We start from the raw sequence: 24,035 nt of genomic DNA, 5'->3' as shown, positions 1-24,035 counted from the left end.
ACAGACAACAAGGATGCCACGATGCTAGGACGCTTCGGCAAGGATGCCGGTTCACTCGTGGGGGTGGAAATTGCCCCCGACTCCGTTCGGATTGTGCAACTGCAGCGGCGTAACCGGCGCTGCCGGGTGCTTGCCTCGGTACAAGAACCGTTCGAATCACCGGCTGGCGGTGACTGGGCGGCAGAGCCTGGCGCCGTGGCGGCTGCCTTGAGGCGCGCCTACCGCCGCAGCGGCCTCAGGCAGCGCCGGGTCGCGCTGGCACTGCCGGGCAACCAGGTGATCTGCAAGCTGTGCCACCTGCCAGTGGAACAGGGCGGGGCAGAAATGGAGGCGCAACTGCTGGCTGACGCCGAACGGCTGTTTCCATTTCCGCTGGAAGACCTGGCCCTGGATTTTCAGGTCCTGGGAGGCTCTAGCGTCCAGCCAGGCTGCGCCGAGGTGATGGTGGCTGCGTGTCGGCAGAGTGCACTGGCGCCACTTGAGGGCATCGTCGAGGAGGCAGGGTTGCAACTGGAGGCCGTGGAGGTCGACAGCATTGCCTTGGGGCGCATGCTGCCGCTGGGCAGGCACCAAAGCTCGGCGCTGCTGCGTATCGAGGCGCAAAGCACCACCCTTCATGGCTGGCAGTCGGGTCGGCCTCAGCAACGGCGTGAGCTGAACCTGGGGCTGTCGACGATAGCGGGGGCGCTACCGGAGCGCCTGCTGGCCCTGCTCGCCGGTGAGCCTTTGCCCGATTGTTTGTTGATCGCCAGCCGTTCTCCGATCGAGCCGGGCCAATTGCAGAGCCTCGGCTCCCGGTTGAACCTGCCGTGTCGCCTGGTACCCGACCTGGCGCGCGTGGAACACGTCGATGGCGCGATGATCCTGGCGTGCGCCCTGGCTCTCGGAGGGTTGCGCCGATGATGCGGCTGAACCTTCTGCCCTGGCGCGAACGGCAACGCCAGGCTGCGTTGCGGTCTTTCCGCAGGCGACTGGTCGCCGGCGCGCTGCTGGCCCTGTGTGGCGTGACGCTGGTCGACCAGCTAGCCCGCCAGCGCGGGCAGCAGCAGACGCTGGCCAATATCCGGCACCAGGCGGCCCTTGAGGTGTTGGGCGAGCAATTGCAGCCGCTGGCCGATGTGCGTGCGCAGCATGAGGCGCTACTGGCACGTGCGGCGGCGCTGGAAGGCCTGCGTGCCAACCAGGATGTTCTGGCCGGGGTGTTCGCTGACCTCGAGCGGGCGTTGCCAGTGGGTGTGCAACTGCTCGACCTCAGCCTGGAAGACGGCAGCCTGCAGATGACCGGGCTGGCCACGTCCGGTGCCGTGGTAGCGCAGTTCATGCGGGACCTGAGCCGCTCGAGTGCGCTGGTTGGTCTGGAGCTCAAGCGCATCAGGAGCCTGCCGGGCGGCGATGAATTCCTGCTGGGCGCGCGCGTTTCGGCGTTCTGGTCGTGAATGCTGCACAGCTGCTCGGCTGGCTGGCCATGGCCGAACGCTCCAGCCGCTTCAGGCAGCTGGCGCCAGTGCTGATGGCCTTGGCGTTGTTCGGCCTGGGCTGCGCCATACGTCTCCCGGCAGCGCTGCAGCAGCAGGCGCAGGAGGAGGCTCGGCACGCCGAGTTGCACGAACAGCATTCATCCGGCGCGGTGCAGCTGGCCGAGCTGGAGCAACTCCACGCGTCTGTGGCCATTGCCGAGCGACGCTTGCGGGAGGCGTACTGGCACCTGGCGGCCGGGGAGGGCATGAGCGACCTGCTCGAGCGCCTGGCAGCGTCGGGGCATGCGCATGGCTTGCTCATCGAGCGCTTCGATGTACATGAAGACGAACAACAGGCTGGCTTTCGCAAGGTACCGCTGGAGCTACAGGTGGTGGGGCGATACGCGGCCTTGCGCCAGTGGCTGGGCGATTGGTTGGGCCAGGCGCGTGTGCTACGCAGTGGTGACCTGCAGCTGGCCGCAGCCGATGGCAAGCCTGGCCTGCTGCGCCTGCAGTTGCGGGTTGATGCCTATCAGGCGCTGGCGCCAGTGCCGGAACCTGCGATGCTTGCGCGCATGCCGGCCAGGGGCGTGACGGCAGCGCCCCCGGTCGACCCGTTTGCGCCTGGGGCGACGCGATTGACGGGCAGCGGGTTGGCCGACGTGCCTTTGGCGCAACTGGAGATGGTCGGCAGCCTGTCGCGTGGGGCGGAACACGAAGCACTGCTGATGGCGGCCGGCAGGCTCTATCGCGTGCGCCCTGGGGACCGGGTCGGGCGTGACCAGGGGGTGGTGGCGAGGGTTGATCAAACCCAGGTCGAAGTGCGCGAACGGCTGTTCATGGCAGGGGTGTGGCATGAACGCACGGCGTTCATCACACTCGCAAAGCACCTGGGCAAGGAGGCCCCGGACGACGATGAAAACATTGAAGAAATGGATGCTGGCAGCCCTGCTGCCGGTCCCGCTGGCGTCGGCGACGCCTTATCAGGGTGAACCACTGTCGCTGAACTTCCAGGATGTGGAAGTGCGCTCGGTGCTGCAGGTGCTGGCTGACTATGCTGGCGTCAACCTGGTCGCCAGCGATGCCGTGCAGGGTAGCGTCACCTTGCGCTTGCAGGATGTGCCATGGGATCAGGCGCTGGACCTGGTGCTGCGCAGCAAGGGCCTGGCCCGGCGCCAGGAGGGCAATGTGCTGCTGGTGGCGCCTGCGGCCGAGTTTGCCGCGCAGTCTGTCGATGCCCGTGTGGGCCAGGCGCTGGATGCGCAGTTGCAGCCATTGCGCCGGGAGCTGTTGCCCATCCATCACGCCAAGGCTGGCGAACTGGCGGAGCTGCTGCTGGCGAGCCTGGCGGATGACGGCATCCTCACCGGTCGGGGCAGCCTTAGTGTCGACGAGCGCACCAATACGCTGGTGGTACACCTGCCGGCCGACCGCCTTGCCGAGCTGAGGCAACTGGTGGCGCAGTTGGACGTACCGGTGCGCCAGGTGGCGATCGAGGCGCGTATCGTCGAGGCCAACGTCGATTACGAAAAAAGCCTTGGGGTGCGCTGGGGTGGGCCGCTTTACGTTGAAGACCCGCTGCCGGGCAAGGACCTGTTCGTCGACCTCGGGGTGGAGCGGGTGGGCGGCAGCATCGGCCTGGGCCTGCTGCGTGGCGACGTGCTGCTCGACCTGGAGCTCAGTGCCATGGAAAAGAGCGGCAACGGCGAAATCATCTCGCAGCCCAAGGTGGTCACGGCCGACAAGGAAACGGCCAGGATCCTCAAGGGTACCGAGGTGCCGTATCAGGAAACCAGCAAGAGCGGCGCCACCTCGGTAGCGTTCCGCGAAGCCTCGCTGTCGCTGGAGGTGACCCCGCAGATCACCCCGGACAACAAGGTGATCATGACCGTCAGGGTGACCAAGGACGAGCCGGATTACGTCAATGCCTTGAACAACGTACCGCCGATCCGCAAGAACGAGGTCAATGCCAAGGTTCGTGTGGTGGACGGTGAAACGATCGTGATTGGTGGCGTGTACTCGACTTCGCAAAACAATGTGGTCGACAAGGTGCCATTTTTCGGCGATCTGCCGTATGTTGGGCGGCTGTTTCGACGCGATGCATTACAAGAGAAAAAATCCGAGCTGCTGGTCTTCCTGACTCCGCGTATCATGAGTGACCAGGCGATTGCTGTGAGTCGTTGATTCTGTGCGAAATTTGATACTTGTGGGGCCCATGGGCGCTGGTAAAAGCACCATCGGACGCCTATTGGCCAAAGAGCTGCGCCTGCTGTTCAAGGATTCCGACAAGGAAATCGAACTGCGATGCGGCGCCAACATCCCGTGGATTTTCGACAAGGAAGGCGAGCCGGGTTTCCGTGACCGCGAGCAGGCGATGATCGCCGAGCTGTGCGCACTCGACGGCGTGGTCCTGGCGACCGGCGGTGGCGCGGTAATGCGCGAAGCCAACCGCCAGGCCCTGCACCAGGGTGGCCGGGTGATCTACCTGCATGCTTCGGTGGAACAGCAGGTTGGCCGCACCGCGCGTGATCGCAATCGCCCCCTGCTGCGCACCGCCAATCCCGAGGCGACCTTGCGCGCCCTGCTGGAAACCCGCGACCCGCTCTACCGCGAGATCGCCGACCTGGTGGTGGAAACCGACGAGCGGCCGCCACGCATGGTGGTGATCGATATTCTCGAGCGCTTGCAGCAGTTGCCGCCCCGTTAGCCCGGGACTATTCTCGGCCACCAGCGCCGAGGCGAGGTTCAACGTTACCGCGCGGGTGCCTGAACGGCGCCGCGCCCAAGTACATTGTGGGGATACATGCAGACACTAAAGGTCGACCTGGGCGAGCGTAGCTACCCGATCTACATTGGCGAAGGCCTGCTGGACCAGCCCGAGCTGTTGGCGCCGCACATCGCCGGGCGGCAGGTTGCCATCGTTTCCAACGAGACCGTCGCGCCTCTGTATCTCGAACGCCTGAGCAAGACCCTGGGTGCCTATTCGGTGTTGCCGGTGGTATTGCCCGATGGCGAAGCCCACAAGAACTGGGAAACCCTGCAACTGATCTTCGATGGCCTGCTGACTGCACGGCACGACCGCCGCACCACCGTGGTCGCCCTGGGTGGCGGCGTGATCGGTGATATGGCCGGCTTCGCTGCCGCCTGTTATCAGCGCGGCGTCGACTTCATCCAGGTGCCGACAACCCTGCTGTCCCAGGTCGACTCTTCGGTCGGCGGCAAGACCGGCATCAACCACCCGCTGGGCAAGAACATGGTCGGTGCCTTCTACCAGCCCAATGCGGTGCTGATCGACACCACCAGCCTCAAGACCCTGCCGGCGCGCGAGCTGTCTGCAGGCCTGGCCGAAGTGATCAAGTACGGCCTGATCTGCGACAAGCCGTTCCTCGCCTGGCTCGAGGACAATATGCAGGCGCTGCGTGCCCTCGACCCGGTGGCGCTGACCGAAGCCATCCGCCGCTCCTGCGCGGCCAAGGCCGCGGTGGTGGGTGCCGACGAGCGCGAGTCTGGCGTACGCGCCACGCTGAACCTGGGGCATACCTTCGGGCATGCCATCGAGACCCACATGGGTTACGGCGTGTGGCTGCACGGCGAAGCCGTGGCGGCGGGCACGGTGATGGCCCTGGAGATGTCCATGCGCCTTGGCTGGATCGACCAAGCCGAGCGCGATCGCGGAATCCGCCTGTTGCAGGACGCAGGTTTGCCGGTGGTGCCACCACAGGAAATGACCCCGGCGCATTTCATGGAGCACATGGCGGTCGACAAGAAGGTGCTCGACGGCCGTCTGCGTCTGGTGCTGCTGCGCCAGATGGGCGAGGCCGTGGTGACCGACGACTATCCGAAAGAGATTCTACAGGCCACGTTGTCGGCGGATTACCGCGCGATCGTGGCCCAGCTTTGAGGTTGTGACAGCGCAATGACCAGTTTGCATGCCGATGAGGCCTTTCTCGACCATTACCAGTTGAGCCACGATCCGTTCGCGCCCCGCGTGCCCGGCTTCAAGTTCTTCCCGGCCCAGCGCAAGCCCGTGCTCGGCCAACTGCACCACCTGGCGCGCTACAGCCAGCTGATGCTGGTTGTCACCGGCCCGCTGGGCAGCGGCAAGACCCTGCTGCGCCAGGCCCTGGTGGCCAGTACCAACAAGCAGGCGGTGCAGAGCGTGGTGGTGTCCGCCCGTGGCGCCAGCGATGCCGCCAGCGTACTCGGCCAGGTTGCGCAGAGCCTGGATGTGGCCGAGGCCGAAATGCAGGCGATCCTGGCCAAGGTGGTGCAACTGGCACTGACCGGCCAGGAAGTGTACTTGCTGGTGGACGATGCGGAACAACTCGACGAGTCGGCACTCCAAGCGTTGCTGGAATTGGCGGCGGGCGTGCCGGAAGGGCGCCCGCATGTGTTCCTGTTCGGTGAGCCGTCGCTGATTGCCGGGCTGGACGAGATCAATGTCGAGGAAGAGCGCTTCCACATCATCGAACTCGCCCCCTACAGTGAAGAAGAAACCCGCGAGTACCTGGAGCAACGCCTGGAAGGTGCTGGCCGGGGCATCGAGGTGTTCAGCCGTGAACAGATCGTCGATATCCATGAAAACTCCGACGGCTGGCCTGGCAACATCAACCAGGTCGCCCGTGACACTTTGATCGAAGCCATGATCGCCAGCCGCTCGACGGCCAAGCGACCATCCATGGGGTTCAAGATGCCTAAAAAACATGTGCTCGCGCTGTCCGCTGTGGTTGTGGTCGCCGTTGCGGCCGCGGTGTTGATGCCGAAAAAAGGTGACAAGGCGCCTGCCGAAGCGCCGGCCGCCCAGGCCCAGTTGCCGCTTGGCGAGGGCCAGGCCAATGGTGGCAACCCAGCCATCGAGTTCTCGGGTTCGTCCCAGCCGATGCCGCTGCCGCTGGTTGGCCAGTCGCAGCCGGTGATGCGCGAGCCGCTGGCCCAGGCCGCGGGCATGGGTGAGGGTGAAGAGGGTAGCCCGGCCGGTGATACCGCCCTGCAGCCAGGCAACCCGCCGCCAACCGTGACCACCATCGCACCGCCGCAAGGTGTGCCGGCGGGCCCGGCACCGGTACCTGCCCAGCCTGTAGCCACGGCGCCGGCCCAGCCGGTACAGCCGCAACCGCAGCCGGTTGCGCCTGCACCAAAACCTGTCGCAACCCAGCCTGCCAAGCCGGTTGCGCCAGCCAAGCCTGCACCAGCACCGACCCAGGTCGCCGTGGCCAAGCCGGCCGCCAAGCCTGTCGAGAAGCCGGCAGCCGGTGGTAGCGGCAACAGCGGCTGGTACGCCGGGCAGAAACCGGGCAATTACGTGGTGCAGATCCTGGGTACCAGCTCCGAGGCTTCGGCCCAGGCGTTCGTCAAGGCCCAGGGTGGCGACTATCGCTACTTCAAGAAAAACTTGCAGGGCAAGCCGCTGTACGTAGTCACTTACGGCAACTTCGCCAACCGCGACGCAGCGGTTGCGGCAATCAAGAACTTGCCAGCGAAGGTCCAGGCTGGTAAACCTTGGCCACGTACCGTCGCCAGCGTCCAACAAGAGCTGGCCTCGGCCCGCTGATACCTTCCGGGCGGCACCACCCCGCCGCCCAGTTGCTGAGCGATTACTGACTTTCGAATAGCCTGCTGCGTTGTCACGCGGCAGGCTTTTCTGTCCCAGACTGCCGGCCACAAGCCTTACTTGCAGTCATGGCTGAAACGCTTCAGACTCGAGCCAAGCCGCTATCACGGCGCATGGCGCAAAAACATTCAAAATTGCGACATAAATTTTCAATGGTGAGACATGAAAATTTGTGGGCATCGCTGTCGCTGTGCAACAATGGTTTTCCATGGCCACCGCAAAAAAGCTGGCGTTTGATCGGCGTGGATGGTAAGTGGTTGTTAAAAAAGAGATTTACCTCCGTTGAGAGGTGAACCTGGTGAGAATGTGTCTATGAAAACAGGTCTGTACCATCCCGAAGAATTCAAGGACAACTGTGGTTTTGGCCTGATCGCCCATATGACGGGCGAACCGAGCCACCACCTTCTGCAAACCGCCATGCAGGCACTGACTTGCATGACGCACCGCGGCGGTATCAACGCCGACGGCAAGACCGGTGACGGTTGCGGTCTGCTCATGCAGAAGCCTGATCAATTCCTGCGTGCCGTGGCCCAGGAGCACTTCGCTGTCGAGCTGCCCAAGCAGTACGCCGTCGGCATGGTGTTCTTCAACCAGGACCCGGTCAAAGCCGAAGCCGCCCGCGCCAACATGGACCGCGAAATCCTCGCTGCTGGCCTGAAGCTGGTCGGCTGGCGCAAGGTGCCGATCGATACCAGCGTGCTCGGCCGCCTGGCCCTTGAGCGCCTGCCGCAGATCGAGCAGGTGTTCATCGGCGGTGAAGGCCTGAGCGACCAGGAATTCGCCATCAAGCTGTTCAGTGCCCGTCGCCGTTCGTCCGTGGCCAACGCTCACGACGCCGACCACTACATCTGCAGCTTCTCGCACAAGACCATCATCTACAAAGGCCTGATGATGCCGCGCGATCTCGCGGCCTTCTATCCAGACCTGGGTGACGAGCGCCTGCAAACCGCGATCTGCGTGTTCCACCAGCGCTTCTCCACCAACACCCTGCCGAAATGGCCGCTGGCGCAGCCGTTCCGCTTCCTCGCCCACAACGGCGAGATCAACACCATCACCGGCAACCGCAACTGGGCCATGGCCCGTCGCACCAAGTTCGCCAACGACCTGATCCCCGACCTCGACGAGCTCGGCCCGCTGGTCAACCGCGTCGGTTCCGACTCCTCGAGCATGGACAACATGCTGGAGCTGATGGTCACTGGCGGCATCGACCTGTTCCGTGGCGTGCGCATGCTGGTACCGCCAGCCTGGCAGAACGTCGAGACCATGGACGCCGACCTGCGCGCCTTCTACGAATACAACTCCATGCACATGGAGCCGTGGGATGGCCCGGCCGGTATCGTGATGACCGAAGGCCGCCATGCGGTGTGCCTGCTCGACCGTAACGGCCTGCGCCCGGCGCGCTGGGTGACCACCAAGAACGGCTACATCACCCTGGCGTCGGAAATCGGCGTATGGGACTACAAGCCCGAGGACGTCATCGCCAAGGGCCGCGTCGGCCCGGGTCAGATCTTCGCCGTGGACACCGAAACCGGCCAGATCCTCGACACCGACGCCATCGACAACCGTCTTAAGTCGCGCCACCCGTACAAGCGCTGGCTGCGTCAGCACGCCACGCGCATCCAGGCGACGCTGACCGATGACCAGGGCGTGGCCAGCTACGACGCTGACCAGCTCAAGCAGTACATGAAAATGTTCCAGGTCACCTTCGAAGAGCGTGACCAGGTGTTGCGCCCGCTCGGCGAGCAGGGCCAGGAAGCGGTCGGCTCGATGGGGGACGACACGCCAATGGCCGTGCTGTCGCAGCGCGTGCGTTCACCGTACGACTTCTTCCGCCAGCAGTTCGCCCAGGTGACCAACCCGCCGATCGACCCGCTGCGCGAAGCGATCGTCATGTCCCTGGAAATCTGCCTGGGTGCCGAGCGCAACATCTTCCAGGAATCCCCGGAGCACGCTTCGCGGGTAATCCTCAGCTCGCCGGTCATCTCGCCCGCCAAGTGGCGTTCGCTGATGAACCTGGAGCGCGAAGGCTTCGACCGCCAGCTGATCGACCTCAACTATGAAGAGAGCGTCGGCCTGGAAGCGGCCATCCGCAACATCGCCGACCAGGCTGAAGAAGCCGTGCGCGCTGGCAAGACCCAGCTGGTTCTGAGCGACCGCTACATTGCCCCGGGCAAGCTGCCGGTGCACGCCTCGCTGGCCGTTGGTGCGGTGCACCACCGCCTGACCGAGCAGGGCCTGCGTTGCGACAGCAACATCCTGGTGGAAACCGCCACCGCCCGCGACCCGCACCACTTTGCCGTGCTGCTGGGCTTCGGTGCCTCGGCCGTTTACCCGTACCTGGCCTATGAAGTGCTGGCTGACCTGATCCGTACCGGCGAAGTGCTGGGCGACCTGGACGAAGTCTTCAAGTACTACCGCAAGGGCATCTCCAAGGGCCTGCTGAAGATCCTGTCGAAGATGGGTATCTCCACCATCGCCTCGTACCGTGGCGCGCAGCTGTTCGAAGCCATCGGCCTGGCCGAGGAAGTGGTGGGCCTGAGCTTCAAGGGCGTTTCCAGCCGCATCAAGGGTGCGCGTTTCGCAGACCTGGAAAGCGACCAGAAGCTGCTGGCAGCCGAAGCCTGGAGCGCGCGCAAGCCGATCCAGCAAGGCGGCCTGCTGAAGTTCGTCCACGGTGGCGAATACCACGCCTACAACCCGGACGTGGTCAACACCCTGCAGGCCGCCGTGCAGCAGGGCGACTACGCCAAGTTCAAGGAATACACCACGCTGGTCGACCAGCGCCCGGTGTCGATGATCCGCGACCTGCTGAAGGTGAAAGTGGCCGACCAGCCGCTGCCGCTGGAGCAGATCGAGCCGCTGGAGGCGATCCTCAAGCGCTTCGACTCCGCCGGTATCTCGCTGGGTGCACTGTCGCCAGAGGCCCACGAAGCGCTGGCCGAGGCGATGAACCGCCTGGGCGCGCGTTCCAACTCTGGCGAGGGCGGTGAAGACCCGTCGCGCTACGGCACCATCAAGAGCTCGAAGATCAAGCAGGTGGCCACCGGCCGCTTTGGCGTGACCCCGGAGTACCTGGTCAACGCCGAAGTGCTGCAGATCAAGGTTGCCCAGGGCGCCAAGCCCGGTGAAGGCGGCCAGCTGCCAGGCGGCAAGGTCAACGGCCTGATCGCCAAGCTGCGTTACGCGGTACCGGGCGTGACCCTGATCTCGCCGCCGCCGCACCACGACATCTACTCGATCGAAGACCTGGCCCAACTGATCTACGACCTCAAGCAGGTCAACCCGCAGGCCCTGGTTTCGGTCAAGCTGGTGGCAGAAGCTGGCGTCGGCACCATCGCCGCTGGTGTGGCCAAGGCCTATGCCGACCTGATCACCATCTCCGGCTACGACGGTGGTACCGGTGCTTCGCCGCTGACCTCGATCAAGTACGCCGGCGCCCCATGGGAGCTGGGCCTGGCCGAGACCCACCAGACCCTGCGCGGCAACGACCTGCGCGGCAAGGTACGGGTACAGTCCGACGGTGGCCTGAAGACCGGCCTGGACGTGATCAAGGCAGCCATCCTCGGCGCCGAAAGCTTCGGCTTCGGTACCGCGCCGATGATCGCCCTGGGCTGCAAGTACCTGCGCATCTGCCACCTGAACAACTGCGCCACCGGCGTGGCCACCCAGAACGACAAGCTGCGCAAGGACCACTACATCGGCACCGTCGACATGGTGATCAACTTCTTCACCTTCGTCGCCGAAGAAACTCGTGAGTGGCTGGCCAAGCTGGGCGTGCGTAGCCTCGGCGAGCTGATCGGCCGTACCGACCTGCTCGACGTGCTGCCAGGCGACACCGAGCGCCAGCAGTACCTGGACCTGTCGCCGCTGCTGGGCAGCTCGCACATCCCGGCTGACAAGCCGCAGTTCTGCGAAGTCGACAAGAACCCGCCGTTCGACCAGGGCGAGCTGGCCGAGAAGATGGTGGAAATGGCCATGCCGGCCATCCGCGACCAGGCCGGTGGCGAGTTCAGCCTCGACATCTGCAACTGCGACCGCTCCATCGGTGCGCGGGTGTCGGGCGAAATCGCCCGCCTGCATGGCAACCAGGGCATGGCCGCGGCGCCGATCACCTTCCGCTTCAAGGGTACTGCGGGCCAGAGCTTCGGCGTGTGGAACGCCGGTGGCCTGAACCTGCACCTGGAAGGCGACGCCAACGACTACGTCGGCAAGGGCATGACCGGTGGCAAGGTCACCATCGTGCCGCCAGCCGGCAGCCCGTTCGAAACCCAGCACAGCGCCATCGTCGGCAACACCTGCCTGTACGGCGCCACCGGCGGCAAGCTGTTCGCCGCCGGTACTGCTGGCGAGCGCTTCGCTGTACGTAACTCCGGCGCCCACGCTGTTGTCGAGGGCACTGGCGATCACTGCTGTGAATACATGACCGGCGGCTTTGTCTGCGTGCTGGGCAAGACCGGTTACAACTTCGGTTCTGGCATGACTGGCGGCTTCGCCTACGTGCTCGACATGGACAATACCTTCGTCGACAAGCTCAACCATGAGCTGGTGGAAATCCAGCGTATCAGTGGTGAAGCGATGGAGGCCTACCGCAGCCACCTGGCGCGGGTCCTTGCCGAGTACGTGGAAGAGACCGGCAGCGAGTGGGGGCGTGAGCTCTCGGAGAACCTGGACGATTACGTGCGGCGCTTCTGGCTGGTCAAGCCGAAGGCAGCCAACCTGAAGCAACTGCTGTCCAGCACCCGTGCCAACCCGCAGTAACAACAGCTGCAAGTGACGGCCCCGTGCGCGGGGCCTGTCGTGCTCAAGTGATCGTCTTGCAGCTTGCAGCCAGAGGCTGGCAACTGCGGTAAAGAGGTTTTGAAAAATGGCTGAACGTCTGAACAACGACTTCCAGTTCATCGAAGTGGGCCGCAAGGACCCGAAGAAAAAGCTGCTGCGCCAGCGCAAGAAGGAGTTCGTGGAAATCTACGAGCCGTTCAAGCCGCAGCAGTCCGTGGAGCAGGCGCACCGCTGCCTGGGCTGCGGTAACCCCTATTGCGAATGGAAGTGCCCGGTACACAACTTCATCCCCAACTGGTTGAAGCTGGTCTCCGAAGGCAACATCCTGGCCGCGGCGGAGCTGTCGCACCAGACCAACACCCTGCCGGAAGTGTGCGGCCGCGTATGCCCGCAGGACCGCCTGTGCGAGGGTGCCTGCACCCTGAACGACGGCTTCGGTGCGGTGACCATCGGCTCGGTGGAGAAGTACATCACCGACACCGCCTTCGCCATGGGCTGGCGCCCGGACATGTCCAAGGTCAAGCCAACCGGCAAGCGCGTCGCCATCATCGGTGCCGGCCCGGCCGGCCTGGGCTGTGCCGACGTGCTGGTACGTGCCGGCGTGACCCCGGTGGTGTTCGACCGCAACCCGGAAATCGGCGGCCTGCTGACCTTCGGTATTCCCGAGTTCAAGCTGGAAAAGACCGTGCTCAGCAACCGCCGTGAAGTGTTCACCGGCATGGGCATCGAGTTCCGCCTGAACACCGAGGTGGGCAAGGACGTGACCATGGAGCAACTGCTCGCCGAGTACGACGCGGTGTTCATGGGCATGGGTACCTACACCTACATGAAGGGCGGCTTCCCGGGCGAGGACCTGCCGGGCGTGCATGACGCGCTGGACTTCCTGATCGCCAACGTCAACCGCAACCTGGGCTTCGAGAAGTCGCCGGAAGACTTCGTCGACATGCAGGGCAAGAAGGTGGTGGTACTGGGCGGTGGTGACACCGCGATGGACTGCAACCGCACCTCGATCCGCCAGGGCGCCAAGTCGGTGACCTGCGCCTATCGCCGTGACGAGGCCAACATGCCGGGTTCGCGTCGTGAGGTGAAGAACGCCAAGGAAGAGGGCGTGAAGTTCCTCTACAACCGCCAGCCTATCGCCATTGTCGGCGAGGACAAGGTCGAAGGCGTGAAGGTGGTCGAGACTCGTCTCGGCGAGCCGGATGCCCGTGGCCGCCGCAGCCCGGAGCCGATCCCGGGGTCCGAAGAGATCCTGCCGGCCGATGCCGTGGTCATCGCCTTCGGCTTCCGCCCAAGCCCGGCGCCGTGGTTCGAGCAGCATGGCATCCAACTGGACAGCCAGGGCCGCGTGGTGGCACCGGAGAAGGGCAAGTTCAAGCACCAGACCAGCAACCCGAAAGTGTTTGCCGGTGGCGACATGGTGCGTGGGTCGGACCTGGTGGTGACGGCTATCTTCGAAGGGCGTACTGCTGCTGAAGGTATCCTGGACTACCTGGAAGTCTGATTGATTGTCGGGGCCGCTTCGCGGCCCATCGCGACACAAGGCCGCTCCTACAGGGGATCGCGTACTTCCTGTAGGAGCGGCCTTGTGTCGCGACGGGCTGCAAAGCAGCCCCAAAGGCATTTTTGTATACAAAAATCCTTGATCCATGGCATCCAATAGACAAAACGCATGGCCTTGACCGTGCCTTTTGCGCTGGCGTCTGAGAAAATGCCCGCACTATTTTTCCGGATGCCGACATGACTGCCCTGAAGAACGATCGTTTCCTGCGTGCACTGCTCAAGCAACCCGTAGACGTCACCCCGGTGTGGATGATGCGCCAGGCCGGCCGCTACCTGCCGGAGTACCGCGCCAGCCGCGCCAAGGCCGGTGACTTCATGAGCCTGTGCATGAACCCGCAGTTCGCCTGCGAGGTCACCCTGCAGCCGCTGGACCGCTACCCGCTGGACGCGGCGATCCTGTTCTCGGACATCCTCACCATCCCCGATGCCATGGGCCTGGGCCTGTACTTCGAAAGCGGCGAAGGCCCGCGCTTCAAGAAGGTCATCAGCACCCCGGCCGACATCGAAGCGCTGCCGATCCCCGACCCGCAGAAAGACCTCGGCTACGTGATGGACGCGGTCAGCACCATCCGCCGCGAGCTCAACGGCCGCGTGCCGCTGATCGGCTTCTCCGGCAGCCCGTGGACCCTGGCCACCTACATGGTCGAAGGCGGCTCGTCGAAGGACTTCCGCAAGACCAAGGCCATGGCCTACGACAACCCGCAGGCCCTGCACCTGCTGCTGGACAAGCTGGCCCAGTCGGTCACCAGCTACCTCAACGGCCAGATCCTCGCTGGTGCCCAGGCCGTGCAGATTTTCGACACCTGGGGCGGCAACCTGTCGGCGGCGGCTTACCAGGAGTTCTCCCTGGCCTACATGCGCAAGATCGTCAGCGGCCTGATCCGCGAGCACGAAGGGCGCAAGGTGCCGGTGATCCTGTTCACCAAGAACGGCGGCCTGTGGCTGGAAAGCATCGCCGAAGCCGGCGCCGACGCGCTGGGCCTGGACTGGACCTGCGAGATCGGCGATGCTCGCCGCCGCGTGGGTGACAAGGTTGCGCTGCAGGGCAACATGGACCCGACCGTGCTGTACGCCAAGCCCGAGGCCATCCGCAAGGAAGTGGCGCGCATCCTGGCCAGCTATGGCCACGGCACCGGCCATGTGTTCAACCTGGGCCACGGCATCACACCGGAAGTCGACCCAGAGCACGCCGGTGTGTTCATCAACGCCGTGCATGAGCTGTCGGCGCAATACCATCAGTGAATTGATCTCTGAACACGAAAGCCCGGCCATGTGCCGGGCTTTTTGTTGCATTAAGTTTTAATTCAGCGATCGTCGTTAATCTGGTCCCATCGAAACCGAAACAGGACCTGTTCCTCATGAAAGCACGTTATCTTGCGTTGATCCTCGCCCCCTTGTTCAGCACTGCCGCCCTGGCTGCCGGCTACACCGGCCCCGGCGCCCAGTCGGTCACCACCGTAGCTGCGGCCAACGATGCTGCCGACGACACCCCAGTGGTGCTGCAAGGCTACGTGACCAAGAAGATCAACAACGACGACAAGTACGAGTTCAAGGACAACACCGGCACCATCACCGTGGAAATCGATGATGAAGACCTGCCGCCGACGCCGTTCAACGACAAGACCAAGGTCAAGCTGACCGGTGAGGTGGAGAAGCACCTGATGAGCCGGGAGGTGGATGTGGATATGGTCGAGATCATCAACTGATCCGCTGGCCTCTTCGCGGGTGAACCCGCTCCCACATGTACGGCGCTTCCCTCATTTCTAGCGCAGTCCCTGTGGGAGCGGGTTTACCCGCGAATGGGCCTCAAGCAGTTTTCGGTGGTAACCTGCTCAGGTGCAGTGCCACCAGCAACGCCACCGCCAGCAGGCTGCCAATGAACAGCCCGATGCCATTCCAGCCCCACTGGTGCCAGAACACCCCGCCCGCCGTACCGGCCACGCTCGACCCGGCGTAATAGCTGAACAGGTACAGCGACGACGCCTGTCCCTTGGCCTTCAAAGCCCTGCGGCCGATCCAGCTGCTGGCCACCGAGTGCGCGCCAAAAAAGCCGAAGGTGAACACCAGCATACCGACGATCACCATCGCCAGCGGGCTGGCCAGGGTCATCAGCAAGCCGCCCGCCATCACCACGATACTGGCCCAGAACACCTTGCGCCGGCCCAGTTTGTCAGCCAGTGCGCCGACCTGCGCCGAGCTGTAGATGCCAGACAGGTACACCACTGACAGCAAGCCGACCAGCGCCTGGTTCATGTGATAGGGCTCGGCCAGCAGGCGGTAGCCGATGTAGTTGAACAGGGTGACGAAGGCGCCCATCAGCAGGAAGGCTTCGAGGAACAGCCAGGGCAGGCCGGCATCCCTGAAGTGCATGACGAAGCCATCCAGCAGGCTGCGTGGGTTCATCGCCTGCGGGCGGAAATTGCGCGATTCGGGCAGCACCTTCCAGAACACCAGCGCCGCCACCAGGGCCAGGCCGCCGATGGTCAGCATAGCCGTGTGCCAGCTGACGAAGTCGATCAGCACGCCGGTGATCAGGCGCCCGCTCATGCCGCCAATGGCGTTGCCGCCGATGTACAGGCCCATGGCCAGGCCGATGTGCTGCGGGTGGATCTCTTCGCTCAGGTAGGTCATCGCCACCGCCGCCAGGCCGCTCAGCGACAGGCCGACCAGGGCGCGGGTGGCCAGTACCAGCTCCCAGCTCGGCATCACCGCGCTGGCCAGGGTGGAAAGGGCGGCGCAGACCAGGGCAAACACCATCACCGGCTTGCGCCCGATGCGGTCAGAGATAGGGCCGGTGATCAGCAGGCCGAACGCCAGCATGGCTGTGGAGACCGACAGCACCAGGCTGCTCTGCGCCGCATTGATGGCAAATTCCTTCGACAGCAACGGCATCATCGGCTGCACGCAGTACAGCAGGGCGAAGGTGGCGAAGCCGCCGCTGAATAGCGCCAGCACGGTCTTCATGAAGGCGGGGGTGCCTTTTTCGATCCACATTTCGTTCAGCGGGGCAGGTTCTGGCTCGGCGGGAAGGGGAGCTACAGCAGTTTTCACGGGGGGTACCTCTGGCGCAATGAAAAAAGCATATAGCTGGCTAATGATTAGATCCAATATATTGTTCGACCTATTTGAGATGTTTTACGACCTGTTCGGAGCTGATCATGGAACTGCGCCATTTGCGTTACTTCATCGCCGTGGCCGAAGAGCTGCATTTTGGCCGCGCCGCCCAGCAGCTGGGCATTTCGCAGCCACCCTTGAGTCAGCAGATCCAGGCGCTGGAGCAGGAGCTGGGGGCCCGGCTGTTCGAGCGTACCAACCGTCGGGTCGAGCTGAGCGAGGCGGGGCGGTTGTTCCTCGAGGAAGCCCGCCTGGTGCTGGCGCAGGTGGAAAAGGCCGCCGATGTCGCCCGGCGTGCGCAGTTGGGGGAGTTGGGGGAGATGAAGATCGGCTTTACCTCCTCGGCACCGTTCACCTCGAAGATCCCCAAGGCCATCCACGCGTTTCGCCAGCGCTTCCCGGCGGTGCACCTGAACCTCAAGGAAATGAGCAGTCGCGACGTGGCAGAAGGGGTGTTCGACGAGTCCATCGAGGTCGGGCTGATGCGGCCGATGCCGCTGCCGGAAGGGCTGATGGCCACCGAACTGTTTCGCGAGCCGCTGGTGGCAGTGATAAATGCCTCGCATCCATTGGCCGAAGGCACGGAGCATGGCGTGCATATGGCCGCGCTGGCCCATGAGCCGTTCGTATTCTTCCCGCGCAGCTATGGCAGCGGGTTGCACGCACAGTTGCTGAGCCTGGCGCGCCAGGCGGGTTTCAGCCCGCATTTTGCCCAGGAGGCGGGGGAGGCGATGACCATCATCGGGCTGGTATCGGCAGGGCTTGGGGTATCGGTGCTGCCGGCGTCGTTCCAGCGCATGCGCATCGAGGGGGTGGTCTATCGCACGCTGCTGGATGAAGGGGCGATGTCGGCGGTGTGGCTGGTGCAGCGCGAGCATGGTGGGTCGGCGATGGCACGGGCATTTGCCGAGTTGCTCACAGGGCAGGTGGCTGGCGGGGGCAGTGTAGTTGCCTGATCGGGCCCTATCGCCGGCAAGCCAGCTCCCACAGGGGACGCGCTTGGCTTGCCGGCGATAGGGCCAGGGCAGGCAGCACAAGGCTGTTGTTCCGGGCAAATGGCACTGGTCATTGCCGCAGCGGCGCCACATACTCGGGCATTCGTTGATACACGGAGGTCAATCATGCGGCGCGTGGTGTTCAATCAGAAAGGTGGTGTGGGCAAGTCGAGCATCGCTTGCAACCTGGCGGCGGTGAGCGCCAGCGAAGGTTATCGGACCCTGCTGATCGACCTGGATGCCCAGGCCAACTCGACCCAGTACCTGACTGGCCTGACCGGCGACGATATCCCCATGGGTATCGCCGACTTCTTCAAGCAAAGCCTGTCCAGCGGGCCGTTCAGCAAGAAGAACCAGGTCGATATCTACGAAACCCCGTTCGACAATCTGCATGTGGTCACCGCCACGGCCGAGCTGGCCGATCTGCAGCCGAAGCTTGAGGCGAAGCACAAGATCAACAAGCTGCGTAAGTTGCTCGACGAACTGGACGAGGACTACGAGCGCATTTACATCGATACCCCGCCAGCGCTGAACTTCTATGCGGTTTCCGCATTGATCGCCGCCGATCGCGTGCTGATTCCTTTCGACTGCGACAGCTTCTCGCGCCAGGCCCTGTATGGCTTGCTGGCCGAGATCGAAGAACTCAAGGAGGACCACAACGAAGACCTGGTGGTCGAAGGCATCGTGGTCAACCAGTTCCAGTCCCGCGCCAGCCTGCCACAGCAGATGCTCGACGAGCTGCTGGCCGAAGGGCTCCCGGTGCTACCGGTGTACCTGGGTAGCTCGGTGAAGATGCGTGAGTCGCACCATGCCAGCCTTCCGCTGATTCACCTGGAGCCCAGGCACAAGCTGACCCAGCAGTTTGTCGAGTTGCATTCGCTGCTCGAAGAGAACGCTTAGACCCCCTGGCTACGCAACCACTCCAGCAACGACTGGAGTGGAAACGCCCCGGCCTGACGGCTTACTTCACGGCCATTCTTGAACAGCAGCAGGCTGGGGATCGAGCGGATGCCCAGTTGCCCGGCCAGGTTGCGGTTGGCTTCGCTGTCGAGCTTGGCCAGGCGGCAGCGGCCGGCCAGTTGGCGGGCGGCCTGTTCGAAGGTGGGGGCGAAGGATTTGCACGGACCGCACCAATCCGCCCAGATGTCGACCAGCAGTGGCAGGTCGCCTTTGATCTGGCTGGCGTAGCTGGCTTCGGTGAGTTCGAAGGGGGTGCTCAGCAGCACGTCCTGTTTGCAGCGGCCGCATTTGGGCGCGTCGCCCAGGCGCTCGGCGGGCAGGCGGTTGAGGCCGTTGCAGTGGGGGCAGGGGATTACCAGTGGGTCGGACATATCAATTCCTTGTGTTGTTTGTTCGGGCGCTATCGCCGGCAAGCCAGCTCCCACAGGTACGGCGCAAGCCTTGGGTTGAGCGTCGTACCTGTGGGAGCGGGTTTACCCGCGAACACCGGCGTAGCCGGTGCCATCTAGCGCGTCGCATTCTTCGCGGGTGAACCCGCTCCCACAGGGTTCGGAGTTGGTCAGGAGGAGCAGCTGATTTCCAGGTGCTTGCCCCATTCCGGCGGTCGCTCGGCATAGCCCTGCATTCCGGCCTGCTCCTCGAACGGGCGGCTCAGCACCTCATGCAGCCGTCGCACTTCACTGTAATCCCCCGCTTCGGCCGCTTCGATGGCTTTCTGTGCCAGGTAGTTGCGCAGCACGTACAGCGGGTTCACCGCATGCATGCGCTCACGCCGCCCTTCGGCATTATCCGCTTCGCGCTCGCAGCGGGCCAGGTAGTCCGCCGCCCAGGCATCGAAACCGGCCAGGTCGATAAAGTCGTCACGCACCACCTTCAGCGCCTCGGCCACGGGCTGATCGCCCAGCTTGCGGAAGAACAGGTTGTAGTCCACACCACCGCTCTGCATGCGCTGCAGCAGGCGCTCGACCAACGCCATGTCGTCCTCTTGCGCGGTGGTCAGGCCCAGGCGCCGGCGCATCAGGTCCAGGTAGTGTGCCTGGTACAGCGGCAGGAACAGGCCCAGCGCCTCCTTGAGCGGTTCGACTTCGATCACCGTGGTCAGCGCCTGGGCCAGCGCACTGAGGTTCCAGTGGGCTATCGGTACCTGGTTGGCGTAGCTGTAGCGGCCACGGTCGTCGGAGTGGTTGCAGATGAAGTTGGCGTCGAAGTCGTCGAGGAAGGCGTACGGGCCGAAGTCGAAGGTGATGCCGAGGATCGACATGTTGTCGGTGTTCATCACCCCGTGGCAGAAACCATAGGCCTGCCAACGGGCGATCAGCTCGGCATTGCGCTCGACGATGGTGCGGAACATGGCCAGGTACGGCTGCTCGGCATCGCGGCATTCGGGGTAGTGCTGCTCCAGCACGTGGTCGATGAGCACGCGCTGCTGTTCTGGCTGCCTGGTGTAGTAGAAGTATTCGAAATGCCCGAAACGCACATGGCTCTGCGCCAGGCGGGTGAGCATGGCCGCGCTTTCGCGGGTTTCGCGCCACACCGGGGTGCTCGAGCCGATCACGCACAGTGCCCGGCTGCTGGGAATGCCCAGGGCGTGCAGGGCCTCGGAGGCGAGGAACTCGCGGATCGAGGAACGCAGCACGGCGCGGCCGTCGCCCATGCGCGAGTAGGGCGTCTGTCCGGCACCCTTGAGGTGCAGGTCCCAGTGCTCGCCCTGGTCATTCAGCACTTCGGCCAGCAGCAGGCCGCGGCCATCACCCAGGCGCGGGTTGTAGGAGCCGAACTGATGGCCGGAATAGACCATCGCCCGCGGGTCGGCCTCTTCCCATAGCTTGTGGCCGCTGAACAGCTCGGCGAAAACCGGCAGCTCTGCCTGGGCCGGGTCGAGGTCGAGCAGCGCCATGGCCGACTCGCTCGCTACCACCAGGCGTGGGTCTGCGATCGGTTCGGGCAGGACCTGGGTGGAGAACGCGTCGCCCAGGCGGGCGAAGCGATTGTCGAAGGTGAGTTGGTCGAGGGCTTTCACGGGCTGCTCCTGGAAGTCGGTACCTAGGGGGCCGCTTTGCGGCCCATCGCCGGCAAGCCAGCTCCCACAGGGGATGTGCAGGGCCTGGGTGCGGCACGGCCCCTGTGGGAGCTGGCTTGCCGGCGATCGAGGGCGAAGCCCTCGCAGGCATTCTGGGCGTTCATGCTCTATGGAGTCCACTCACACAGGTTGAGTGCCATCCGATTTCGGCTGCTCCACCGGAATCAGCTGCTGTTTGCCGCCCTTCGGATCCATCAGAAACACCTCGACCTGGCGCACCGAGATCTTGATGTTGTGCGCCTTGAACTCGCGGTTGATGTAGCGGTTGATCTCGTCCAGCGTCGGGTTGCGGTCGCCCAGGTCGCGTACGTGCATGCGCAGCTCGTGGTCCAGCGAGCTCTCGCCGAAGTTGAGGAAGTACACGATCGGCTCCGGGTCCTTGAGCACGCGTGGGTTTTCGTGGGCACCCTTGAGCAGCAGATCGCGCACCAGGTCCAGGTCGGAGCCATAGTCGATGCCCAGCTTCAGCGTTACCCGGGTGACCGTGTCGGTCAGCGACCAGTTGATCAGCTGACCGGTGATGAAGGTCTTGTTGGGGACGATGATGTCCTTGCGGTCGAAGTCGGTGATGGTGGTGGCGCGGATGCGGATCTTGCTCACCGTGCCCGACAGGTTGCCGATGGTAATGGTGTCGCCAATCCGCACCGGGCGCTCGAACAGGATCATGATGCCGGAGATGAAGTTGGCGAAGATCTCCTGCATGCCAAAGCCCAGGCCCACCGACAGCGCGGCCACCAGCCATTGCAGCTTGTCCCAGCTGACCCCGAGGGTCGACAGGGTGCTGACGATACCGACGCCGACGATGACATAGGACAGCAAGGTAGTAGTGGCATACGCACTGCCCTGGGCGAGGTTGAGCCGCGACAGCACCAGTACTTCGAGCAGGCCGGGCAAGTTCCGACCTAGCGCGAAGGTGATGCCGATGATGACCAGCGCACCGAGGAAGTCGCCCAGGCTGATCGGCACCATGCTGGCGGTGGCACCGGTGCCGCTGGAGTACTCGTACAGGGTGAAATTGTTGAGGTAGGCGAACACCGAAATCAGGTCCGACCACACCCAGTACAGGCCGGCGATGAAGCCGCCGAGCAGGGCCAGGCGGATCAGGCGCAGCGACTGCTGGTTGACCTGCTCGATGTCCAGGGTCGGCTCTTCGGTGATGACTTCGCCATCCAGCCCTTCCTTGGCCGCCGCCCGCTTGCTCAGCGCGCGCTGGTAGGCCAGGCGCCGTGCCGCCACCGACAGGCCACGCACGAACGCGGCTTCGATCACCAGCCAGAACAGCAGCAGGTACAGGGTGTAGATCAGCCGGTCGGTAAGTTTCAGTGCGGTGTAGTAGTAGCCGAAGCACACGGCCACGAACAGAGCGATGGGCAGGGCGGTGAAGGCCACGCCCACGGCCTTGCGGAACAGCGAGGTGTCTCGGTGCGCCGGGCTGCTGAGCAGCAGGCGGCTGAGCAGCCAGGCCATCAGTGCGTAGCAGGTCAGTACCACGCCGATACCCAGCACATCATCGGCCAGCGCCGAAGGCTGATGTTCGGCCACTGCCACCACGCCGACCAGTGCCAGTACCACGGTGCCCAGGCGGCGCACCCAGCCGCGCAGGAACTCGACCTGCGGCTTGTGCCAGCGGAAGTGGATTTCCGCCACGCCACCCGGGGCGAGGATGCGGTAGGCGGTGTAGAACACCAGCCAGGCCTGGGCCAGTTGCCAGAGGGCGGCGCCGAGGTTGGCGTTCTGTCCGCGGGCGTCGATCTGCAGTGCGTAGCTGCACAGGGCCAGGCCCAGGCTGACCGGCATCGCCAGCAGGATGTTGATGAGGATCGCCTGGGGCGTGTGCCACTGGCTGTCACGGCGGAAGTGGCCGATGTCCTGGTGCACCTTGCCCAGCCGTTGGTACAGGTACTTGCGCCGCCACAGCAGGGCGCCGATCACCAGCAGCAAGGGCAGGAACAGCAGCGGTCGCTGGCCCAGCCCATCGGCCAGTTCCTTGAGGCCCGAACCCCAGGGCAGGCTGGCTACCTGGTCGGCGAAGCGTGCCGGCACCAGGCTCAGCCATTCCCAGTCCAGTGGCTTGTTGCTGGGAATCCAGAACATCTGCTCTTCGAGCGTGGTGCGCAAGCCCTGGGCGGTGCCGAGCAGCTGCTTCTGGTTGAGCTGCAGGGTGATCGATTCGTTGAGCAGTGCCGACAGCTCCCGGCTGAGGCGTTCGAGCAGGTCGACGCGGGTAATCATCACCTCCAGCAGCGCCTTGCGCAGCTGAGGGGTAACCTGCTCCTGCGGCTGGCCGAGCAGCAGGTTGTCGACGTACGCGGCGGGGCTGCTCATCTGCTCGCGTTGCTGGTTCACTTCGAACTGGTAAAGACGGATATCGGCGATCTGGTCAGCCAGGTCGCGGTCGACTTTCAGGTGCGGCAGGGCCTGCTTCTGCTTGTAGAGGATCTTGGACAGCAGCAGGCTGCCCTTGAGCACGCTGATCTGTTCATCCAGGGCCTGGTCGGCCTGGGTCAGGCTGTCTAGCTGCTGCTTGCTGCGCAGGTTCTGCTGGGTCAGCTCGTTGAGGCGGTCGGTGCTCTTGAGCAGGTAGTCGGACAGTTTCAGGTTGGCAGCGCTTTCGTTGGCCAGCAGGGTGCTGCCGCCGGCTTTCTGCGCTTCGATCGACTGCTGGGTGACCGCCTGCTGCGACTGGGCCAGGCGCTTTTCGTTGATCAGCGATTGCAGGTCCTGGATTTCCTGCTCCATTCGTGTGGCGCGCTCGATCAGCAGGTCGTGACGGGCATTGCCCAGGTCCTGCAGCAGGCCGTTGCCAGCCAGTTCCTGGCGGCGCAACGAGGTCAGGGCATTGAGCGACGCCAGCTCGGCATTGAGCTTGTTGCGTTGGTCGCTGTTGAGTGGCTTGCCGTTCTCCTTGCCGCTCTTGAGGCTGAGGTTGATCTGCTGGGTACGTGTCTGGTTGTTGCTGATTTCTGCCTGAGCCCGCTCTGGGCGGGTCTGCGAGTTGATGATCAGGCTGTTGGCATCCGACAGTGCCTTTTGCAGTTCGCCTTGTTGCGTACTGCGCTCGCTGAGCATCTGCTCCAGCTGTGGCACGTTCAGGGTGGCGTAGCGTTGGGCCACCGGCAGGGGCTTGCTGGCCTTGAGCTTGATCAGCTCGCGCTGGCTGTCGGCGGTTTCCTTGGGCGCGCCAGCCAATTGCTGCTTGAGTGCCTCAAGCTTCTTTTCGCTGTCTTCCTTGCTGAGCAGCAGTGCCAAGGTCTGTTCCAGCACCTGTTGCTGGGCCTTCTGCTCCGGTGTCTGTTGCGCAGCCTTGGGGTCGGCCTCGGCACCCTTGGGCTGGGAGATCTTGTTCAGGCTGCTCTGGAGGCTGGTCGTGGTGGGAAGCTCGGCCGCGCCAGCGGCGAACGAGAGAGACAGGCACAGCCCGAGCAGGGCTGTGCGGAGGTACACGCGCAGGGACATAGGCAGACTACTTGTGGATC

17 protein-coding genes are annotated in these 24,035 nt (G+C 64.1%); 13 read left to right on the top strand and 4 right to left on the bottom strand.

Annotated features, from left to right (window positions below):
• Positions 1 to 21: 21 nt before the first annotated feature.
• The 11 genes from pilM (at position 22) to CAG46_RS01395 (ending at position 15,116) form a co-directional block, all read left to right on the top strand.
• Positions 22 to 903: a type IV pilus biogenesis protein PilM gene (gene pilM, locus CAG46_RS01450; protein WP_085614604.1), complete on the top strand. Its 882-nt coding sequence runs from the start codon at positions 22 to 24 to the stop codon at positions 901 to 903.
• A complete protein-coding gene (locus CAG46_RS01445; RefSeq protein WP_085614605.1) occupies positions 900 to 1,436 on the top strand; it encodes a PilN domain-containing protein in 537 nt (178 codons plus the stop codon). Before pilM ends, CAG46_RS01445 begins: the two co-directional genes overlap by 4 nt.
• Before the next feature lie 11 nt (positions 1,437 to 1,447).
• The gene (locus CAG46_RS01440) at positions 1,448 to 2,449 is read left to right on the top strand and encodes a pilus assembly protein PilP (protein WP_085614821.1); all 1,002 of its coding nucleotides are present in this window, start codon (positions 1,448 to 1,450) and stop codon (positions 2,447 to 2,449) included.
• Complete coding sequence (locus tag CAG46_RS01435; RefSeq protein WP_085614606.1) at positions 2,373 to 3,641, top strand: type IV pilus secretin PilQ; 1,269 nt, start codon at positions 2,373 to 2,375, stop codon at positions 3,639 to 3,641. Before CAG46_RS01440 ends, CAG46_RS01435 begins: the two co-directional genes overlap by 77 nt.
• 4 nt (positions 3,642 to 3,645) lie before the next feature.
• Positions 3,646 to 4,164: a shikimate kinase AroK gene (aroK, locus tag CAG46_RS01430; RefSeq protein WP_025340956.1), complete on the top strand. Its 519-nt coding sequence runs from the start codon at positions 3,646 to 3,648 to the stop codon at positions 4,162 to 4,164.
• Between the two features lie 96 nt (positions 4,165 to 4,260).
• Complete coding sequence (gene aroB / locus CAG46_RS01425; protein WP_015272135.1) at positions 4,261 to 5,358, top strand: 3-dehydroquinate synthase; 1,098 nt, start codon at positions 4,261 to 4,263, stop codon at positions 5,356 to 5,358.
• 15 nt (positions 5,359 to 5,373) lie between these two features.
• Positions 5,374 to 7,008, top strand: coding sequence for an SPOR domain-containing protein (locus tag CAG46_RS01420; RefSeq protein ID WP_085614607.1), 1,635 nt, complete (start codon positions 5,374 to 5,376; stop codon positions 7,006 to 7,008).
• Between the two features lie 372 nt (positions 7,009 to 7,380).
• Complete coding sequence (gene gltB / locus CAG46_RS01410; RefSeq protein WP_085614608.1) at positions 7,381 to 11,826, top strand: glutamate synthase large subunit; 4,446 nt, start codon at positions 7,381 to 7,383, stop codon at positions 11,824 to 11,826.
• A gap of 106 nt (positions 11,827 to 11,932) precedes the next feature.
• A complete protein-coding gene (locus CAG46_RS01405; protein ID WP_013974599.1) occupies positions 11,933 to 13,351 on the top strand; it encodes an FAD-dependent oxidoreductase in 1,419 nt (472 codons plus the stop codon).
• Between the two features lie 236 nt (positions 13,352 to 13,587).
• Positions 13,588 to 14,652: a uroporphyrinogen decarboxylase gene (gene hemE / locus CAG46_RS01400; RefSeq protein WP_025340953.1), complete on the top strand. Its 1,065-nt coding sequence runs from the start codon at positions 13,588 to 13,590 to the stop codon at positions 14,650 to 14,652.
• 116 nt (positions 14,653 to 14,768) lie between these two features.
• Entirely contained in the window at positions 14,769 to 15,116 is a 348-nt protein-coding gene (locus CAG46_RS01395; protein WP_085614609.1) for a YgiW/YdeI family stress tolerance OB fold protein, read from the top strand.
• Between the two features lie 100 nt (positions 15,117 to 15,216).
• On the opposite strand, the gene CAG46_RS01390 is transcribed toward CAG46_RS01395, so the two are convergent.
• A complete protein-coding gene (locus tag CAG46_RS01390; protein WP_256575045.1) occupies positions 15,217 to 16,404 on the bottom strand; it encodes an MFS transporter in 1,188 nt (395 codons plus the stop codon).
• Positions 16,405 to 16,568: 164 nt separating this feature from the next.
• Here CAG46_RS01390 and CAG46_RS01385 point away from each other — a divergent pair, with 164 nt between their 5' ends.
• The gene (locus CAG46_RS01385; RefSeq protein WP_085614611.1) at positions 16,569 to 17,480 is read left to right on the top strand and encodes a LysR family transcriptional regulator; all 912 of its coding nucleotides are present in this window, start codon (positions 16,569 to 16,571) and stop codon (positions 17,478 to 17,480) included.
• A gap of 165 nt (positions 17,481 to 17,645) precedes the next feature.
• A complete protein-coding gene (locus tag CAG46_RS01380) occupies positions 17,646 to 18,419 on the top strand; it encodes a ParA family protein (RefSeq protein ID WP_025340949.1) in 774 nt (257 codons plus the stop codon).
• Here CAG46_RS01380 and trxC read toward each other — a convergent pair.
• The 3 genes from trxC to mscK all read right to left on the bottom strand — a co-directional run bounded on the left by trxC (position 18,416) and on the right by mscK (position 24,015).
• Entirely contained in the window at positions 18,416 to 18,850 is a 435-nt protein-coding gene (gene trxC, locus CAG46_RS01375) for a thioredoxin TrxC (RefSeq protein WP_025340948.1), read from the bottom strand. The genes CAG46_RS01380 and trxC overlap by 4 nt on opposite strands.
• 188 nt (positions 18,851 to 19,038) lie before the next feature.
• Positions 19,039 to 20,499, bottom strand: coding sequence for a protein adenylyltransferase SelO (selO, locus tag CAG46_RS01365; protein ID WP_085614612.1), 1,461 nt, complete (start codon positions 20,497 to 20,499; stop codon positions 19,039 to 19,041).
• 180 nt (positions 20,500 to 20,679) lie between these two features.
• The gene (mscK, locus tag CAG46_RS01360; RefSeq protein WP_085614613.1) at positions 20,680 to 24,015 is read right to left on the bottom strand and encodes a mechanosensitive channel MscK; all 3,336 of its coding nucleotides are present in this window, start codon (positions 24,013 to 24,015) and stop codon (positions 20,680 to 20,682) included.
• Positions 24,016 to 24,035 lie beyond the last annotated feature (20 nt).

Origin of the sequence: Pseudomonas sp. B23(2017), assembly GCF_002113725.1 — a bacterium.
Taxonomy (GTDB): domain Bacteria; phylum Pseudomonadota; class Gammaproteobacteria; order Pseudomonadales; family Pseudomonadaceae; genus Aquipseudomonas; species Aquipseudomonas putida_Z.
This window is presented reverse-complemented; position numbering and strand designations above follow the sequence as displayed.